Below are 18388 nucleotides of genomic sequence, written 5' to 3'. Positions count from 1 at the left end.
TATTATCTTGTTATTCCTAATAAATAACACGATTATGAAGAAACCCACCCTGTACCGCCTGATGGCGGTTTTGTTCTTTACTGCAGCTGTTAACACCGGCGCTGTGGCGCAATCCAGGAAAGCCAATGCTTATTTTAAAGATCTTCCCAAGGGCAGCACCCCACAGGAAGTTGGCAAACGTGTAGCGGAACATTTTATTGAAACCCCGCACGGCAATGTGGGACATGGCCCTTCTAAATTTATTATTTACCCGGAAACCTGCGCCTGGTACGGCTCCTTAACCTTTGCCAAAGAAACAAAAGATAAAACCCTGTTAGATAAGCTGGAACAGCGTTTTATCCCGCTGTTCACCACAGAATCATCCCTGGTGCCGCAAGCGGTGCATGTAGACTATACCGTGTTCGGCGCAGTGCCGCTGGAATTATATATGCAAACCAAAGATGAGAAATATTTAACCCTGGGCCGGCAAATAGCCGACCAGCAATGGAGCGCACCGGAAGGCGCCCGCGCCACCCCGGAGGCAATGGAATGGTACCATAAGGGTTATACCGGGCAAACCCGTTTATGGATCGATGATATGTATATGATCACCGCAGTGCAGGCCCAGGCTTACCGCGCTACCAACGATCCGAAATACATAGAACGCGCCGCCAAAGAAATGGTGATGTACCTGGATAGCCTGCAACGCCCCAACGGCCTTTTTTACCATGCACCGGATGTGCCTTATTTCTGGGGCCGCGGCAATGGCTGGATGGCAGCCGGCATGAGCGAGCTGTTACGCTCTCTGCCCGAAAATAATCCTGACCGCGCCCGCATCATGAAAGGATATAAGACCATGATGGCCTCTTTATTAAAATACCAGGCCGCAGATGGTATGTGGCGGCAGCTGGTGGATGATGCCAGCTCCTGGCCGGAAACTTCCTGCACCGGCATGTTCACCTTTGCCATGATCACCGGTGTAAAGAACGGCTGGCTGGATGCTGCCACTTATGGCCCGGCTGCCCGCAAAGGCTGGCTGAAGCTGATCACTTACCTGGACGAAGACAATAACATCCGTGAAGTATGTGAAGGCACCAATAAAAAGAATGATCATCAGTATTACCTGGACCGCGGCCGTGTTACCGGCGATCTGCACGGGCAGGCGCCTGTGCTGTGGTGTGCAACGGCGCTGCTGCGGTAACAGTAGCGGTCCATGGCGTAGTGCGGTGGTATTAGTACTTCGTAAAGCCGTCCATTGACTATAGTGCGTTAGAATGATCTCTCAATAAAAAAGCAAGCATTTAAATGGCTTTGAGCTTCATTTAAATGCTTGCTTTTTATTTCTAGTATAACTAACTAATCCAACATAAGGCCATCATCCCTGGACCGTGATCCGTAGACAGTGGGCTGTAGCCCGCACCTACAACAGCTTTCCGGACTTGTTGCCAAAGGCTGCCTTCATTTTTTGCAGCTGCGGAATAATGTATTCTGCAGCACGCTGATAATCGGTACGCAGATCATTCGTTAGCTTATCATCCGGTAAAGATTCATAATAGGCGATCTGCTGCTCACAATCTTTGATGATCTTTTTTGAGATCGCTTCTGCCTTTGCCGGGTTACCGGCCAGGTAATAAGCATAGGCCACCTGCATGGAGCTCATGTTATGCGAATTTCCCTGCGAGGTCATGCCGTATGCATAATTATCTTCACGTATGTTACGATCCATGGTATCCAGCACATGCAGCGCTTTTGTTTTATCACCTTTGGCAGCCAGGTCAATAGCCAGGCGTGTATAGGTGGCGCGCAGCTGCTGCAGCATGCTACGGTTAGGCTCATCAAAGTAAACGCCCTTTTTATCCGCGCTGCAGAAAGCAAACTTTTTCAGGTTATCATACATCCTTCCTGAGTTTACCGGCACCCCGTCTACCGCAGCGGCAGCAGCATCGTCCGCAAGCGGTGTTAAAGGCACCAGGCGGTAGGTCATGCCTTCACTTTCCAGGTAGTTCTCCAAACCGGTGCCACGCGGAATAAACGGGTTGGCAAAATAAATGGGGCGTTCCCAGTTATTGGTGGCAATGATGTCCAGCATGGCCAGGTCGTTCTTATATAACGCATTCTTGTTAATGCGGAAGGTTACCTGCGGGGCCACCCGTGCACTGTCTGCCGCAGATACGGTACCATTCGCCAGCACCTGCGCTTTATTCACCGGCAGGAATAACTGCTGGGAGGGCAGGTAGTTCATGGATTCACCGCTGCTGGTCATAAGCTGCGCGCGCTGATCATCGCTGCCCATAAAGGCCATTACCTCTTTCAGGTTATAGAATTTATCCTGCGGAAAAATACCGGCATCATGGTATAGTATGTAATTGTGCTTATCTCCTTTATATTGATCGGCCCCCCAGGTCATGGCTACCGGCTTGCCGGCTTTATTGGTGCGCCGGGTCTGCTGCTCAATGTACCAGTCGGCGCTCAGCAGGCTGGTATGGATCACGCGCACATCCGGGCGGATGCCTTCAACTTCCTGGGCATACCACAAGGGGTACGTTTCATTATCACCTGCTACAAACAAAATAGCATTGGGTGCGCAGGATTCCAGGTAATCTTTGGCAATATCACGGGCCAGCACTTTCTGGGAACGGTCATGATCATCCCACTCCTGGGAAGCCATTAAGGCAGGCACTGCCAGCAGGCAGGTGAGCAGCGCTACCGGTGCCGCATATACGAACTTCAACCTGGCGCGCTGTTGTAACCAGGTGTGCACCGCTAATACCCCCAGCCCTATCCAGATGGCAAAAGCATAGAAAGAGCCAACAAAGGCATAATCCCTTTCCCTGGGCTGGTTGCCGGGCTGATTGATATAGAGCACAATAGCCAGGCCGGTGAAGAAGAATAAAAGTCCCACCACCAGGCTGTCTTTTCGCCGCTGTTTGTAATGATACAACAAGCCAAATATGCCTAAGATCAGCGGCAGGAAGAATAAAGTATTATGCGCTTTATTTTCTTTCAGGCTATCCGGCAGCTTACTCTGATCGCCATACAGCAGGTTGTCTATGAAAGATACGCCGGATACCCAGTTACTATCCCGCACGTTGCCGGATCCCTGTATATCATTTTGCCGGCCTACAAAATTCCACATGAAATAACGCAGGTACATAAAGTTCACCTGGTATCCCATAAAGAAGCGGATGTTATCCTTAAACGTAGGCTGCTCGCCCTGCGCCAGTCCCAGCCACTGCCGGTAAGCATCCACATGTCCCTGGTCGTTCTGCGTGTCCCAAACGCGGGGAAAAAGCATCATATCCTTACTGTCATACACGGCCTCATAACGTTTGCCGGTAACTTCATACTTATCAGCACCCTTGCTGTAGGTATTACCGGTTTCTTTGTAGTCCTGCGGTTTGGCAGTGAATACCTGCCCGTACACCAACGGAAAATCACCGTAATTCTCCCGGCCCAGGTAGCCCTTCAATGCCACGGGATTATCTACATTATACATATCAATACCAGGGTTGGCATTGGAACGGATGAGTGTTGTAATGTAAGTGGAGTAACCAATGAATAAAAAGATGGTGCACAGTAATCCCAGCCGCACAAAGTAATGTCCCTTACGTTTTGCCCAGCGCATACCCAGCACAAGCGCTACTACCATCATTACTACAAAAAACAGGGAGCCGCTGTTAAACGGCATGCCCAGTGAATTTACAAACCATACGTCCATTGCGCCGGCAGCTTTAGCAGGGTATTGGATAAACCCTATTTGTACAACCCCTGTAATGGCGCAGCCCAGCATTAACGCCAGCAGCGTGCCCCTGAGTGTAGGTTTGTGACGGCGGAAATAATATACCATTACCATGGCCGGAATGGTCAGTAAGTTTAAGAGATGCACACCAATGGATAATCCTATAATGTAGGCGATCAATATCAGCCAGCGGTCTGCATAGGATCTGTCTGCCTCCTGCTCCCATTTTAGAATGGCCCAGAAAGCCATTGCCGTAAACAGGGAGGACATGGCATATACTTCACCCTCCACAGCAGAGAACCAGAAAGAATCAGAGAAGGTATAAGCCAGCGCACCTACTACACCGGCGCCCATGATCAACAACGTTTGCTCCCCGCTGATGGTGGTATTGTCCTTTACCATTAGCTTACGTGCAAAATGCGTAATAGTCCAGAAAAGAAAGAGGATGGTAAACCCACTGGCCAGGGCGTTCATTACATTCACCCCTACCGCAGCCTGCGCGGGCGACAACCACAAGGTAAACAGGCGGCCCAGCAGCACAAACAACGGGGCGCCCGGCGGGTGAGGGATCTGTAATTTGTAGGAAGCGGCTATAAATTCCCCGCAATCCCAAAGACTGCCGGTGGCTTCCATAGTAAGCAGGTACACGGTACACGCAATCACACACACGATCCAACCGGTAATGTTGTTGATCTTGTTGAAGTTCATGTTTGATGGTTTTAATTGAGCATGGGCAGGGTTATGCCCTATTAAAATAAAACATCATTTCTTAAGAGTATGTTAAAGTGGAGGGGGCGCCCCAGCCAGTCATATGGCTTCTTACTGATCTTAATATGATCCGGATTATTTAAAAGGGCTTTACAGACATCTGCATCACAGCCGTGGAAACCTATGATGAGATTGGGCTTAACATCATACATTCACTACTTATTATGGGAGTAACAAACTATTTATTTACGGAGATCCCTGACAACCTTTGCAAGATTTTGGTAAGGCGCTGTGAAATTGCCATCCTTATCCAGGATACCGGCAGCTACAAGCTGACGCAATGCTTCCTCTGGGGTGACCTCTCTCTCAAGCTCTTCTTTGGCAGCTTTCATTGCCAGGTCGTAGGCAATACTATACTCGCTCATTTGCTAATCATTTTAGTAAATTTAGCACTTCCCCATCTTTCTACCAAAAAAATAATCATAGTATCACGCCGCCTTTTGCTCCTTCAAACTCCCTACCGGCGTGGCTTTTCCTCTTTTCAACACCCTATCTCTCAATCTTAAAAACGGTTTCTCAACCACCCATCTCAACACCAGGGCTGCCAGCACTACCATCCCGGTACAGATCACAAACATGCCCAATCCTGTGGGATCTAAAAATTTGCCTAACCACAATTGTGTGAGGTGTACCACTCCTTTATGGCTTAAGTAAATAGAGTAAGATAAAGTAGCAATTAAACGGGTGCCGTGCGCCGGCAGCTTATACAAAATGCAGGACGGACTTAACGCCGCTATCACCATCACACCAAACGCAATGGAGATCAGCGGAAAGCCGATCACAGTGGTATTCCAGGTGAACATCTCTTTATTACACAAAAAATAAGCGCCGGTGATCAGCGCCAGGCCCAATATCAGCATAACATTCCCGTGCCGGGTGAGCTTTTCTTTCAGCGCCGGGCGGTACTGGAATACGGCAGCTATGGCAATGCCGGTCAATAATCCATCGAGGCGGTTATAGGTAGGGTAATAGATCCATTTAAACCAGGCCAGGCCAAAACCATCCTGCCCGTCTAATGGCGCTACAAAATGCGCCCAGCCCCAGGCACGAATGAAAAACCCGGCAACAAAAAGGGTAAGTAATCCAAAGGCCATTACCCGCGGCACATTGAACCGGGAAACAAACAACAGGATCAATGGCAGTAATAAATAAAACTGTTCCTCAATACACAAGGACCATGCATGGCTGAAAGCCCTTGCAGTACCCAGGTACAGGCCAAAGTTCTGCGTAAAGGTGAGGAATTTCCAGAGCGGTGGTAAGCCTTCAAATTCCTTAAAAGCAGGCACGGCAAAATATAAGGTCAGCACTGCCAGGTAAGCCGGCAGAATGCGAAAAAACCGTTTGATGTAAAACTCTTTGAGGGAAATGCCTTTGCCCTGCTGCAAACTTTTGAAAAGCTGTGCGGAGATCAGGTAACCACTCAGCACGAAGAAAAGGTCCACGCCTGTCCAGCCGAAGCTGCCTGCTTCATTCACCCAATCCGGGTGGCCAAACATCCGGTAATGACAAAGGAATACCAGTGTAATGGCAAGCGCCCGTAAATGATCCAGTCCGGCCAGCTTTTTTACAGGCGGTTCCGTTACTCCGTTGGAAAATTGCATAATGGTTATACTATAGCAGATGAAGGCTTTAAAGATAATAATTATTTTTTCCGCCTGCCTTCCAATATGCGGTAAAAAGAACGGCTCCTGATCTCATCCAGCGTAAGGCCGGTGGTCAGAGCTTCAGATTCCCCGATGGCACCGCAGTTCATGGCTTTTAAGAAGAAGTTAAGCAGTCCCTGCCCGGTAGCGGCATCATCAAAAATATCTTTGGTAAGGGTAGAGATGGCAGCCCGTTCCACAAAAGTTTTTAAACGGAATACCGCATCTTCATAACTGCTTAAAAAGAAGTTATAGGTAGCGGCATAACGCATAGGCAGCTGTGCAGGATTCAGGTCCCAGCCCTGGTAAAAACCATTAATGAGGGAGTGCATGGTATGATGGAAACCGGTGCGCCAGCCGTTGTGCACAGCAGCGCGGTTCTCTGCCTGTTGTTCAAAAGTAAGGTCCTCTCCGCGGTGCGGGCCAATCGGCATTACATTGGTAGCCCCGTCTGACAGGAAAATGCCGGTACCTCCCAGCGCAACCTTGGTCATATGATGTGCAAAATCACATACCGGGTGCGCCATGGTCTGGTACCTGGCCGTAATACCGCAGGACGCCGTATAATCATACGTACCAAAATGTGCGGCAATACAGCGGCCTTCGCTGGCCTTAATGATGCGCATTAAAGGGTTACGGCCTTCCTCATCCATAATGATCTGCGTAGCTTCTACCATGGTTTCCATTTTCAGGGAACCTGCAGGCAGGTGATGCGCTTTTTCCAGTATTTCAAATAAACGTACCAGTGTAATTACCTGTTCCGGGATGGTAACCTTGGGTAACATCACTACAAAGTTGGCCGGCAGCACACTCTTGGTAGCTTCCAGCAAAGTGGTAATGAACAGGTCCAGCGTGCGCACGCCGCGGTGTTTAAGATCTTCTGTGAAGGGTTTGATGCGGATGCCGATAAAAGGCGATACTGTTTTTTGCGCCATACCTTTAGCCAGCTCCTGCGCAGCGGCAATGGCAGTGGCATCTTCCTCCGCATCCGGCCGGTTGCCAAAACCATCTTCAAAGTCTATACGAAAATCCTCTACCGGTTCTGTGCGCAGTTTGTGGATGATCTTGTTATACACGGTATAGGCCAGCCAGGCGGATTCCTGCCGGCGGGCGGGCTCCGGTAAACTATCCAGTTTATGCGTAAGGGTTATAATATCTTCCAGGGAATGAGGTAAATGCTGATGGCCGGCCAGCTCCAGCACATTGGCCAGCACAACAAAATTGGGCGCATAGGTTTGCAGGTTCTTTAAAGCCACCTCTCCCATTTTTACACAGGTATCTGCCTTAAACAGGTTAGCGCCGCCATACACCGTATGTACCGGCTGGCGGTCTGTTTTATCACCGGGATAGGTTTGCTGAAATTTTTTATTGGCTTCGCCCAGTGTGTTGAGCAACCGGGCCTGGTCGTTTTCATTAATGGACAGCATCATGAGTTAGAATTACGAATTATCAATCACGATCCCCGGTACGTGCTATACCCATACGGGCTTACCAGCAGCGGCACATGATAGTGTTCTCCCTTATTGAGATAGAATACAATTTCCACATAAGGATAAAACGTATTGATGCCTACACTTTCATAATATTCCTCCGTAGCAAATTTCAGCTTGTAGATGCCTTCTGTTAATACAGCATCTTCGCCCAGCATGTCCGGCAGGCGGCCATCATCGTCTGTAGCACCGCCGCCAATGGCTTCCCAGTCGTTATTATTCTGGTATTGGTATAAAAAAACAGTCATATCCACCACCGGCTTTCCCTGGCTGGTATCTAATACATGGGTAGTTATTTGCGTCATACGACTAATAATTTTTGTAAACGGATCCTGGTGATCTTGCCCTGTTCTGCCATGGCAATCCATATTTCTTTTGCCGGCTCATTGGTTAGCCGTTCCTCTAACAGTTGTAGCATTTCAGCGGCAGACTTACCGGTAGCGCAAACTATGAATATATATCCAAACTTTTGCAAATAGGCTCGGTTCGCATCTGCCAGCAGCAGCAAAGTGACGTTGGTAGCATGTTGTACAGCAGCCTGCTCTGCGGTTGCCCATTGGGTAGTACCGGCAAACTTTTTTTCCAGATCTTCCAGGTCGCCAATCATCGGATGGTGGGAGAACGCTTCTTTCCAGTCTCCGACAGTACAGCTTTCCCAAACTTCCGTTGCGGCCTGGTATAATGCAGCTTCATCCTGGAACGGAAAACGTCTGCTCATCCGCTCTACCCAGGTAGTAGAGCCGCAACATTGAAAAAGGGTTTCTTTTAAAACTGGCTGTGTCAGTTTGTTAAGTGCTTCAATAGTCATGGTGTAAAGGGGAATCGGTTTACGTTTTTATAATAAATGTATACAGCAGGCTCTTTACCCATGGCGGTAAACCACTGCTGACAGTACGGCGCCATCCAGATGGAATCGCCTTTTTTTATGGGATACCATTCCTGGTCCAGCATATACACGCCCTGCCCCTGCAGGTACAGCAGACCGTGTTCCATAATATGCGTTTCCACAAAAGGCAGGTGCCCGCCGCTATCGTAGGTAAATATATTCACGGCCATATCAAAGGCCGGGTGATCGGGTAGTAATACCTGCAAACGCAGGGCAGGATCGCCCAGGTAGGTAGGGCCCTCGATCTGCGCAGCATCACCAAAGATCACCGGTGGCGGCGCAAAGCCTTCCAGCTTTTCGTACACTTTATGGAAACAGAGTATTTGTGTACCCGGCACCGTATTTTCCAGCTGGTAAGTTTTACCAATGGGCACATACAGAAAACGTCCTGCGCTCAGCAGGTTCTTTTTACCGTCCGCAGTGGCATGGCAGCCGCCATTGATCACGTAAAAGAATACCTGCGAGGCGTGCGTAGCGCCGGTAATGCGCCCGCCTTCCCTGGCGGTAATGAGGGTTTGGGTGAGCTGCGCACCCATAGCCTCACTGATGATCACATTCACGGTGCAGTTTGTCCAGCCGGGAACGGTGCTGTTCACGTATCCGTCCGGGCTAATAACGGCATGACTGCCTTTTACCACGGAACGGGTTAATGCTGATATTTCCATACCTGATCATATTGATGAATAACATGCTGTATAAAATTGTCTGCTACCTCCACGGCAGCAATAAGATCCTTTAGCGCTACATCTTCCAGCGGGTGATGGCTTATGCCTTTAAAGCAGCGCACAAATAACATACTTACCGGCGCTACTGCAGCAATGGCCACGGCATCGTGCCCGGCTCCGCTCACTAATGCCAGCGGCTTATAACCGGCATCCGCAATGGCGGCTGTGAGCAATGCGTTTAAACCGGCGTCGCATAAGACCGCTGCGGTTTCCTGCACGGGCATCCATTCAAACAGTATGTTACGCTGTTTACAAATAGCAGCCGCTGTTTGCTGCAGCGTTTCATATGTGGCCGCTAACATACTTTCATCAGAACTCCTGAGGTCCAGTGTGCAGGTAACAAAGCCCGGAATTACATTGCTGGCGGCATTTTCCACCTGCAGCTTACCTACGGTAGCCACTATCTTATCCTTATGTAACAGGGCTGTTCTTTCTACTGCCTGCACAAATTCTGCCGCACAGCACAGGGCATCCTGCCGCATATCCATCGGTACGGTACCTGCATGGCCGGCCATTCCCCTAAAGGTAAGGCCTATTCTTTTTTGCCCGGCAATGGCCTGTACCACTGCTACCGGTATATCTTTTTCATATAACACAGGGCCCTGCTCAATATGTATCTCAAAATAGCCTAACCAATCCTGCGCCCCTATAGCATCATCCGGCAAGCCGGCAGGGTGGCTGCCATTAGCATGTATCACATCCTGTATAGTAACACCGGCTGCATCCGCATGCGCCAGCAAAGCAGGTTCAAAAGTACCGGACAGCACTTTGCTGCCCAGGTAAGTGGTATGAAAACGGCAGCCTTCCTCATCACAAAAAGCTACCAGCTCAATATCAAAAGGAAGCGCGGTACGGTTGCGGATCAATGCTTTCAGCATATCCAGGCCCATAACCACTCCCAGCGGCCCATCAAATTTACCGGCATTTATTACGGTATCCATATGGGAAGCAATCACAAAGGTTTTGGCGCCCGGTAGCCCGCAACGCAGGCGTCCCCTGACATTACCAATGTTATCCATACTTACTGTTAACCCGGCAACCTGCATCCAGCCCATGATGGTTAATGCGCCCTGCCGCCAGGCAGCGGTACCATAGGTACGCGTAATACAGCCTTCCATTTCACTGATCCTGGCCAGCGCCTGTATGCGATCCATAATATCTTCCGCTCGCTGTTTATACGTTTGCATGGCTTATCTTAATATAATGTTGCCGGTATGCGGCGCCGTTAAACGGCCCTTGTCATATACCAGCCGGCCCCCCAAATAAGTTTGCTCCACTACCCCATACAGGGTTTCATTGATATATGGTGTAACCTTATGTTTATGATGTAATATACCTTCTGTTACCTTAAACGTGGCTTCCGGGTCCCATATTACAAAGTCGGCACTATACCCTTTAGCGATCATGCCTTTTTGCAAACCTGCCAGCCGGGCCGGTGCAGCGCCCAACCATTCCGCCATGGCTGTTACCGGGATATTCCTTTTACGGGCGGCGGTCCACAATACGGGTAAGGCCAGCTGTAAAGAGGCTATGCCACCCCAGGCTTTGCTGAAGTTACCACTTTCCAGCTGTTTAAGGGCAGGCGTAGCAGGCGAATGATCTGTAGCTACAAAATCAATAATACCCTGCTGCAAGGCTTCCCATAACTGCTCATTATTGACTTTGTCACGAATGGGCGGCGCACATTTAAACTGCGTTTGCCCGTCAGCGATAGTTTCCGCATTAAAGTATAAATAGTGCTGCGCGGTTTCAACGGTAATTGGCAGCCCTTTTTCTTTGGCCTGCCGCAGCGGTGTTATGGATGATGCGGCGGACAGGTGTACAATATGCACACGGCAGCGGTATTTTTCACATAGCTGTATCATTAAGGCAATGGCTGCATCTTCCCAACGCGCGGGGCGGGAGGCCAGGTATTGCCGGTATGAATGTGGATCCGTTACAGGTGGCGCAGTATCATCACTTAATTCACAATGCACCAGTAAAGGCAAATTACTTTCGGCAATAAGAGGCATTATCTTTTCCAGGTCAGCGGCCGTAACATTGGGAAAATCATCAATACCGGAATGCGTGAGGAATGCTTTAAAACCCAATACGCCTTTGTCAATTAAACCGGGGATCTCCTTTTCATTACCCGGCACTACCCCACCCCAAAAACCACAGCTGGTATGCAGCTGATCTGCGGCAACCGCTAATTTTTGTTCAAAGGCTTTTACGGTAGTAGTAACCGGCAATGCATTCAGCGGCATATCTACCAGGGTAGTAATGCCTCCTGTAATAGCGGAGCGGGTAGCGGTTTCAAACCCCTCCCATTCCGTGCGGCCCGGTTCATTAATATGTACATGGGGGTCAATAACCCCGGGCATCAGCAGCCGGTTGCCTATATCTGTAATGTTATCAGGGGAAATATTATCCGGCAGGGCAGGCGCCACATCCACTATCCGGCCATGGCTCACTAATACCACCGCGCGTTGCAGCCCATCGCGCGTAAGGATTTTGTTGCCGCTTATAGCCAGATCAAACATACACGGGAGCCGGTTTTACTAAAAGTAGAATTAATTTTTTAAATTAGGATACGCTAAAGTTAAGTAAAACAAGCTCTATGAAAATCAAACTGGGTGAGAATGCTTACGGCAAAAATGCGGTGGAATTGTCAAAGATCATCCGGCATGCCGGCTACCATGAATTTCGCCAGGTATCTGTAAATACACTGCTGGAAGGCGATTTTGAAACAGCTTATACCCAGGGCGATAATACACGCATACTGCCTACTGACACCCAGAAGAATACCGTGTACGCTTTAGCGAAAGAACATTTTACCGGCAGCATTGAAGATTTTGCGCTGTACCTGGCCAATCACTTTAGCACCCATAATCCGCAGATACATAAGGTGCAGGTGGAAATACAGGAACATACCTGGACCCGCATGCAGTTTAACGGAGAGCAACACCCGCACGCTTATACCGGCGGCGGATCAGAAAAACATACCGCCCTTATTTTGCAGGAAGGCAATACCATTAGCGTTAGCGCCGGCATTGCGGACCTGCTGATCCTGAAAACCACCGACTCTGCTTTTGAGCATTATATCCAGGATGCATATACTACCCTTAAACCTGCCAGCGACCGCATACTGGCTACACAATGCACGGCCACCTGGCGTTATACCAAACCAGCAGAGGATTTCAGCGCATTGTTCAGCAACATCCGTCAAACGCTGTTACATACCTTTGCGCACCACAAAAGCCTTTCTGTACAACAAACCCTGTATGATATGGGTAAAGCCGTGCTGGAAGCCTATGATGCCGTGCAGGAAATTAGCCTGGTAATGCCCAACAAACATCATATTCCCTTTAACCTGGAACCCTTTGGCATGAAAAACCAGAACGAGGTATTTGTAGCTACCGATGCGCCTTATGGTTATATTAGCGGTACGCTGGTGCGGGAGTAAGTTTTAATCTTCTTTATTCTTAACCTGTATGATCTCCGCTGCAATGCTCACGGCAATCTCTTCCGGCGTATGACTGTTAACAGGCAGTCCCACCGGGGCATACAGGTTATACAGCTGCTCAGGCTTAAAACCTTCTGCAATGTATACCTCAAACATTTTTTCTATTTTACTTTTACTGCCCATTATCCCAAAGTAGCGGAATTTTTTATTGAGCAAGGCGCGGATGGCAATATCATCTGTACGGTAACCAAAGGTCATTACCACTACATAATGGTGATGGCCGGCAGATATTTTCTCTGCCAGCTGGCTGTAATCCTCTAACATACATATTTCGTCCGCATAATCATTTTGCAGGATGGTATGCAGCTCCGGCCGGTCATCGTATACATGAATGTAAAAGTTCATTGTGCTCATAAGCCTGGAAAGGGCCAGCGCACAATGGCCGCCACCGACAATGAACAGATGCGAGCGGTAACCGGTATTCTCCTGGTACACCCAGTTGTTTTCATCGGTCATCTCAAAGTAAGGCTCATCCTGTGGCATAAAGCTTTCCCGGAAATGCAGGCCTTCCGGTGATAGCTGTAAGCCGCCCTGCCGGTGCTGCTGCAGGCAGGTAATGATCTGCTGTATAGCGGGTGCTTCCTCCTGTTTTACACGGTATAATAAAATAGTTTGCTCACCGGAGCAGATCATGCCGCTTTGATCTTTCACCGCATTTTTATTGTGTACCTGTTTGCGGATGGTGGTTTCATCTTCGTGCTGCCGTAACCGTTCCCTGGCCATTTCCACAAACTTGTGCTCCATAATGCCCCCGCCAATAGAGCCTTCCATGGCCCCATTGGCCGCTACCGCCATAAAAAAGCCAGGACGGCCCGGGCTGCTGCCATGGCTTTGCAGCACGTACAACAGCATTACAGGCACCTGCTGCTGTAAACAATTATTTATCAACTGCCAGGTGGCTAACTGTATTTTCATGCGCTACAATAGTTCCGTTGGCTGGTTTTGAATACAAAGCCAGTAATACTTTTTCCGGTGTCATGGGTGCGGTAAAGGGAATATCGGCGGCGGGGTTAAAAGCCAGCATGGCATTGCGTAAGGCAAACCAGGCTCCAATGCCATACATCAAAGGCGGCTCCCCTACCGCTTTTGAGCGGAAAATGGCCAGGTTGTCCTGCTGGGTATCCAGGAATTCTATCAGTATTTCCTTCGGCGCTGCATAAATATCCGGCACTTTGTAGGTGGAGAGTGCGTTGGAGCGCAGGCGCCCTTCTGCATCATAGATCACTTCTTCCATGGTCATCCAGCCAATGCCCTGTACAATACCGCCTTCTATCTGGCCCTGGTCTATAGCGGGGTTCATGGTGGCGCCAAAGTCGTGCACCACTTTTACGGTATCTATGGTGTAGGTGCCGCGCAGACAATCTACCGTTACTTCCAGTATGCCCGTGCCATACACATGGTAGGCAAAAGGATGGCCCTTTTCCTTAACACCATCAAAGTGTATTTCTGGGGTGGCGTAGTGCGCATGTTCCGACAGGCTTACCCGTTTTGCGTAAGCAGCCATCAGCAACTTTTTCCAGTTCCAGCCTGTAGGTACTCCGTGTACGTGTACCCGTTCCTGTTGGAAGGTGATGGCATTAACGTCCACATTTAATTCCGCTGCTGCTACCTCTTTTAAACGGCCGGCAATAGCGGTGCATGCCATCCAGGTGGCTTTACCATTCAGATCGGCCGTGGCGCTGGCGGCGGAGGGCGATGTGTTGGCTATGCGGAAAGTGCTGGTAGGCTGTATGCGTACCTTATCCGCATGCAGCCCGAATACGGCTGCTGCTACCTGTACTATTTTTGTGTTCACCCCCTGCCCCATTTCTATGGCGCCGGTGCTTATGCTCACACTGCCATCCGTATACACATGCACTAATGCGCGGGCCTGGTTCATGAGGGTTTTGGTAAAGGAAATGCCAAAACAAACCGGCATCATGGCCATGCCTTTTTTATACAGCTTATTGGCGGTATTAAATGTAAATATGTTGTGCCGGATGGCAGCTGTATCATACCATTCCTCCGCCTTGTTCCAGCAGGCATGCGCTTCGCTTTGGGCCTTTTGCCCGTAAGGAAATTCATCGCCGGTATGCAGCAGGTTCTGTCGCTGGATCTTAGCGGCAGGCACACCCAGCGCAGCAGCGGCTTTGGCAATAGCCGCTTCAATCACAAACATGCCCTGGGGGCCGCCAAAACCCCTGAAAGCGGTATTGGGCGGCAAATGCGTGCGGCAGCTATAAGCCGTGGCCTTTACATTGGGAATAAAATATGAATTAGTGCAATGGAACAAAGTGCGCTCCAGCACAGCTGGCGACAGGTCGGCCGCTGCGCCGGCATTCTGGTAAAAAGTAACCTCGTATGCTACAATTTTCAGCTCATGATCCAGCCCTATTTTAAAATCGGAGGAGTAGGGATGCCGTTTACCCGTCATGGCCATATCATCCATACGGTGCAGCGAATATTTTACCGGTTTCTTTAAGTGATGGGCTGCCAGGGCGCATAATGCGGCCCAGGTATTGGCCTGGTCTTCTTTACCACCAAACCCGCCACCCAGGCGGGTTATCTCCACATCCAGCATATGCATGGGCAGACCCACAGATCTTGATACGGCCCGCTGCACAGCAGTAGGCCCCTGGGTGGAGGAATATATTTTCAGCACATTATTTTCCTGCGGAATTACATACGCACCCTGTGTTTCTATATACAAATGTTCCTGCCCGTTAGTATCAGCCCGGCCTTCTATCACATGCGTGCACTGCTGCCAGGCAGTGCTAACGTCGCCCAATGTAAAAGTGCGGGGCGGTACTATCAGCTCGCCCCGGGCCTGCGCCTGCCGCGGGTCGGTGATCACCGGCAGCGGGGTAATGGCAGTTTTTATTTTTTTGACCGCAGCACGGGCTGCCTCATTACTGGTGGCTACTACAAAGGCCAACGGCATACCGCAAAAATGTGTTTGCCCTTCGGCAAACAGGGGTTCATCGGGAATAATACCTCCTATCTGGTTTTCACCGGTAATATCTGCATGGGTAAAGATCCTCACTACCCCGGGCATTTGCGCAGCTTCCGTTACATCCAGCTGCTCAATATTGCCATGCGCTAGGGGGGATCCATATGCCGCGCCAAACAGCGTACCATTCACCAGTGGAATATCATCCAGGTAAACAGATCCTCCTTTTACATGTGTGCCGGCATCTATATTCTTCATCTGCTAAAGATTTAAAAGGTCTGCTACAGATAGCTGCGGGAACAGGCTTATAAAATGCGCTTTGATCAGCTGGTTCAGTAACAATCGTTTATACGCTTCCGTACCCCGGGCATCACTGATAGGGGTAATTTCTGTCTGGGCAATGTTCAGCGCCTCCTGCAGCAGCGCGGCGCTCAGCCATCGTCCCTGTAAAAAAGCAGCGGTACGTTCCAGCCGCATAGGCACCGGGCCTACGCCGCCGGCAGCCAGGTGCACCTCCGCCATTACTTCCTGCTCCATACGAATGTGCAGCGCTGTATTTACGCTGGCAATATCCAGGTGGGTGCGTTTGCTTACTTTTTCAAAGCGGAACAGGTGCTGCGCAGTTTCCGGCCACTCAAACCAGAGCTGCGTAATATATTCTTCCGGTGTTTTGGCCAGCTGTTTATACCCTTTATACAATTGGCGCAGCGGCAGCTCACGGGTATGCTCCCCGTCGCTTAATACCAATGTAACATCCAGCGCCAGGAAGAAAATGGTGAAATCCCCGATGGGGGAAGCATTAATGAAGTTACCGCCAATGGTGGCCATGTTACGTATAGGCGTAGAGGATACCAGCTTTATATACTCATCCAGCTGCGGAAAACAATCCTGCATAACAGGTGATTCCTGCAGATCCGTAACTGTTACGGCCGGCCCCAGCACCACGCGGCTGCCCTGCCGGGTAATGCCGTTCAGGGGCGGCTGGTCAAACAAAAAGCGGATGGCCTTTTGTTTCATCTCCTCCGGTTTTTGCACATACACATCCGTGCCGCCGCCTACGTAGTGTGCGCGCACATCTTCAGCCGGCGTCATTTCCCCGTTCAGGGATAACTGCAAGGTTTGCAGGCGTTCTTTAATATTGGAAAAATAAGCAGGTAGTATCTGTTGTTCCGCTGCAAATACAGCGGGCGCTGCTTCACCCCGGTCCTGTACCAGCTGTGCCACCCTGGCTGCGGCCCGCTCTATGGATTTATACCCTGTGCAGCGGCAAATATTGCCATCAATGGCCCTAATGGCCTGCTGCGTGGTGGGCGCTGCCTCGCTTAAACAAAACCCGGCCAGCGACATTACAAAACCCGGCGTGCAAAACCCGCACTGTGTGGCTGATTCATCGTACATAGCCTGCTGAATAGGGTTAAGCCCCTGCATATTAATACCCTCTATGGTCACTACATGTTTGCCATGCACATTACCCAGGGGTGTAAGGCAGGAGGTAAAAGAACGGTATTGCAGGCGGTTATTGACAAGGCGCCCTATCAGCACCGTACAGGCGCCGCAATCACCCTCATTACAGCCAATTTTAGTCCCGGTCAAATGCTGGTGGTAACGGATAAAATCCAGCAGCAACATCCCCGGGGGCATATCAGTGTGTAAAAGATTGTTATTGAGGAAGAAAGTTGTCAAAATTTTGGGTTGCTGGTCTATTTAAATTTACCACAAATCGGGCAATTAAAGAACAGGGGCAGACATATAGAAAAATATATGTTAATATTATCCCTATAAGATGATTATTAATAAATAATATATTATTTTCACGCATTTACGGATTTTACAACTTTAGTACATTGTCCCTATTCCTCTATTGGCTGGCGCTGCCATTCATTTACCTGGTATCGCTGCTGCCATTTCCGATACTCTACTTATTATCAGACGGGGTGTACCTGTTGTTATACTACGTAGCCGGCTACCGGAAAAAAGTGGTTGTTCAGAATTTACGCAATGCCTTCCCTGATAAAACGGAGGCCGACATCAAAAAGATCAGCAAAGAATTTTACCGTTACTTCTGTGATCTGTTCCTGGAAACCTTTAAAACGCTAACTATCAGCAAACGTGCCATGGTAAAGCATTGCAGCTTTCACCCGGACACGGTGGCCCTTTTTACCAAACTGGCGGCTGAAAAGCAAAGCGCTATCCTGGTAATGGGGCATAAAGGCAACTGGGAATGGGCAGGCAATACCTTTAGCATTCTTTGCCCGCAGCAATTGTACGTGATCTATCACCCGCTGGCGAATAAGCATTTTAACGGGCTCGTGTACAACATGCGCACCCGCTTTGGCACCAGGCTAATTGCCATGCAGGATACCTTCCGGGATATGGTGAAGTACAGGCAGGAAGTGAATGCCACGGCTTTTATTGCGGACCAGACACCGCAGCCGCAAAATGCCCACTGGATGACCTTTTTGCACCAGGATACCCCGGTGTTTAAGGGTACGGAGAAAATAGCGCAGAAAATGAATAACCCGGTGGTGTATGTGACTGTACAACGCATTAAACGGGGATACTATACGGTGCTGGCAGAGATCCTGGTAGAACAGCCTGCAGGCACCGCAGACGGGACAATTACAGAATTGCATACGAGGAAGCTGGAAAAAGACATTATGGATCAACCGGCTACGTGGTTATGGTCGCACCGCCGTTGGAAACATAAACGCATCTGAAAATTAT

The 18388-nt window shown here is 49.6% G+C and carries 15 protein-coding genes; 3 read left to right on the top strand and 12 right to left on the bottom strand.

Annotated elements, in window-relative coordinates:
* Positions 1-34 precede the first annotated feature (34 nt).
* A complete protein-coding gene (locus KVT36_RS05785; protein WP_254639857.1) occupies positions 35-1180 on the top strand; it encodes a glycoside hydrolase family 105 protein in 1146 nt (381 codons plus the stop codon).
* Between the two features lie 219 nt (positions 1181-1399).
* Here the strand turns inward: KVT36_RS05785 and KVT36_RS05780 are convergent, their stop codons facing one another.
* The 9 genes from KVT36_RS05780 to allB form a co-directional block, all read right to left on the bottom strand.
* Positions 1400-4426 carry a DUF2723 domain-containing protein gene (locus KVT36_RS05780; RefSeq protein WP_217602553.1) on the bottom strand — a complete coding sequence of 1009 codons (3027 nt, stop codon included), beginning with the start codon at positions 4424-4426 and terminating at the stop codon, positions 1400-1402.
* Positions 4427-4668: 242 nt separating this feature from the next.
* Positions 4669-4851 carry a hypothetical protein gene (locus KVT36_RS05775; protein ID WP_217602552.1) on the bottom strand — a complete coding sequence of 61 codons (183 nt, stop codon included), beginning with the start codon at positions 4849-4851 and terminating at the stop codon, positions 4669-4671.
* Positions 4852-4914: 63 nt separating this feature from the next.
* Positions 4915-6087, bottom strand: coding sequence for an acyltransferase (locus tag KVT36_RS05770; protein ID WP_217602551.1), 1173 nt, complete (start codon positions 6085-6087; stop codon positions 4915-4917).
* 41 nt (positions 6088-6128) lie between these two features.
* Positions 6129-7559 (bottom strand): phosphoenolpyruvate kinase, encoded by a 1431-nt coding sequence (locus tag KVT36_RS05765; protein ID WP_217602550.1) that lies wholly within the window; start codon positions 7557-7559, stop codon positions 6129-6131.
* Positions 7560-7582: 23 nt separating this feature from the next.
* Complete coding sequence (uraH, locus tag KVT36_RS05760) at positions 7583-7924, bottom strand: hydroxyisourate hydrolase (protein ID WP_089918052.1); 342 nt, start codon at positions 7922-7924, stop codon at positions 7583-7585.
* Positions 7921-8427 carry a 2-oxo-4-hydroxy-4-carboxy-5-ureidoimidazoline decarboxylase gene (uraD, locus tag KVT36_RS05755; RefSeq protein WP_217602549.1) on the bottom strand — a complete coding sequence of 169 codons (507 nt, stop codon included), beginning with the start codon at positions 8425-8427 and terminating at the stop codon, positions 7921-7923. Before uraD ends, uraH begins: the two co-directional genes overlap by 4 nt.
* A complete protein-coding gene (gene allE, locus KVT36_RS05750; protein WP_217602548.1) occupies positions 8424-9170 on the bottom strand; it encodes a (S)-ureidoglycine aminohydrolase in 747 nt (248 codons plus the stop codon). Before allE ends, uraD begins: the two co-directional genes overlap by 4 nt.
* Positions 9152-10417 carry a M20 family metallo-hydrolase gene (locus tag KVT36_RS05745; protein WP_217602547.1) on the bottom strand — a complete coding sequence of 422 codons (1266 nt, stop codon included), beginning with the start codon at positions 10415-10417 and terminating at the stop codon, positions 9152-9154. Before KVT36_RS05745 ends, allE begins: the two co-directional genes overlap by 19 nt.
* 3 nt (positions 10418-10420) lie before the next feature.
* The gene (allB, locus tag KVT36_RS05740; protein ID WP_217602546.1) at positions 10421-11752 is read right to left on the bottom strand and encodes an allantoinase AllB; all 1332 of its coding nucleotides are present in this window, start codon (positions 11750-11752) and stop codon (positions 10421-10423) included.
* A 77-nt stretch (positions 11753-11829) separates the two neighbouring features.
* Here allB and pucL point away from each other — a divergent pair, with 77 nt between their 5' ends.
* On the top strand, positions 11830-12675 hold the full coding sequence (gene pucL, locus KVT36_RS05735) for a factor-independent urate hydroxylase (protein ID WP_217602545.1): 846 nt from the start codon (positions 11830-11832) through the stop codon (positions 12673-12675).
* A gap of 3 nt (positions 12676-12678) precedes the next feature.
* Here pucL and KVT36_RS05730 read toward each other — a convergent pair whose 3' ends face one another.
* Genes KVT36_RS05730 through KVT36_RS05720 form a run of 3 tightly spaced genes read right to left on the bottom strand, consistent with a single transcriptional unit; the run spans position 12679 to position 17347 of the window.
* Positions 12679-13650 carry an XdhC family protein gene (locus tag KVT36_RS05730; protein WP_217602544.1) on the bottom strand — a complete coding sequence of 324 codons (972 nt, stop codon included), beginning with the start codon at positions 13648-13650 and terminating at the stop codon, positions 12679-12681.
* Positions 13613-15922: a xanthine dehydrogenase molybdopterin binding subunit gene (locus KVT36_RS05725; RefSeq protein WP_217602543.1), complete on the bottom strand. Its 2310-nt coding sequence runs from the start codon at positions 15920-15922 to the stop codon at positions 13613-13615. Before KVT36_RS05725 ends, KVT36_RS05730 begins: the two co-directional genes overlap by 38 nt.
* 3 nt (positions 15923-15925) lie before the next feature.
* Complete coding sequence (locus KVT36_RS05720) at positions 15926-17347, bottom strand: FAD binding domain-containing protein (RefSeq protein ID WP_254639856.1); 1422 nt, start codon at positions 17345-17347, stop codon at positions 15926-15928.
* Positions 17348-17508: 161 nt separating this feature from the next.
* Here KVT36_RS05720 and KVT36_RS05715 point away from each other — a divergent pair, with 161 nt between their 5' ends.
* The gene (locus tag KVT36_RS05715; protein WP_217602542.1) at positions 17509-18381 is read left to right on the top strand and encodes a lysophospholipid acyltransferase family protein; all 873 of its coding nucleotides are present in this window, start codon (positions 17509-17511) and stop codon (positions 18379-18381) included.
* Positions 18382-18388: the final 7 nt, after the last annotated feature.

The sequence above is a fragment of the Chitinophaga sp. GbtcB8 genome, from assembly GCF_019091455.1.
Taxonomy (GTDB): Bacteria; Bacteroidota; Bacteroidia; order Chitinophagales; family Chitinophagaceae; genus Chitinophaga.
The sequence above is the reverse complement of the archived record's forward strand: the minus strand, read 5'-3'. Positions and strand labels throughout refer to the sequence as shown.

Bases quoted from the DNA above. Each gene is read 5' to 3' on its own strand.
- KVT36_RS05770 (WP_217602551.1), bottom strand. From the start codon at position 6,087: ATGCAATTTTCCAACGGAGTAACGGAACCGCCTGTAAAAAAGCTGGCC.
- pucL (WP_217602545.1), top strand. From the start codon at position 11,830: ATGAAAATCAAACTGGGTGAGAATGCTTACGGCAAAAATGCGGTGGAA.
- allE (WP_217602548.1), bottom strand. From the start codon at position 9,170: ATGGAAATATCAGCATTAACCCGTTCCGTGGTAAAAGGCAGTCATGCC.
- allB (WP_217602546.1), bottom strand. From the start codon at position 11,752: ATGTTTGATCTGGCTATAAGCGGCAACAAAATCCTTACGCGCGATGGG.
- uraD (WP_217602549.1), bottom strand. From the start codon at position 8,427: ATGACTATTGAAGCACTTAACAAACTGACACAGCCAGTTTTAAAAGAA.
- KVT36_RS05785 (WP_254639857.1), top strand. From the start codon at position 35: ATGAAGAAACCCACCCTGTACCGCCTGATGGCGGTTTTGTTCTTTACT.
- KVT36_RS05725 (WP_217602543.1), bottom strand. From the start codon at position 15,922: ATGAAGAATATAGATGCCGGCACACATGTAAAAGGAGGATCTGTTTAC.
- KVT36_RS05775 (WP_217602552.1), bottom strand. From the start codon at position 4,851: ATGAGCGAGTATAGTATTGCCTACGACCTGGCAATGAAAGCTGCCAAA.
- KVT36_RS05765 (WP_217602550.1), bottom strand. From the start codon at position 7,559: ATGATGCTGTCCATTAATGAAAACGACCAGGCCCGGTTGCTCAACACA.
- uraH (WP_089918052.1), bottom strand. From the start codon at position 7,924: ATGACGCAAATAACTACCCATGTATTAGATACCAGCCAGGGAAAGCCG.
- KVT36_RS05745 (WP_217602547.1), bottom strand. From the start codon at position 10,417: ATGCAAACGTATAAACAGCGAGCGGAAGATATTATGGATCGCATACAG.
- KVT36_RS05730 (WP_217602544.1), bottom strand. From the start codon at position 13,650: ATGAAAATACAGTTAGCCACCTGGCAGTTGATAAATAATTGTTTACAG.
- KVT36_RS05780 (WP_217602553.1), bottom strand. From the start codon at position 4,426: ATGAACTTCAACAAGATCAACAACATTACCGGTTGGATCGTGTGTGTG.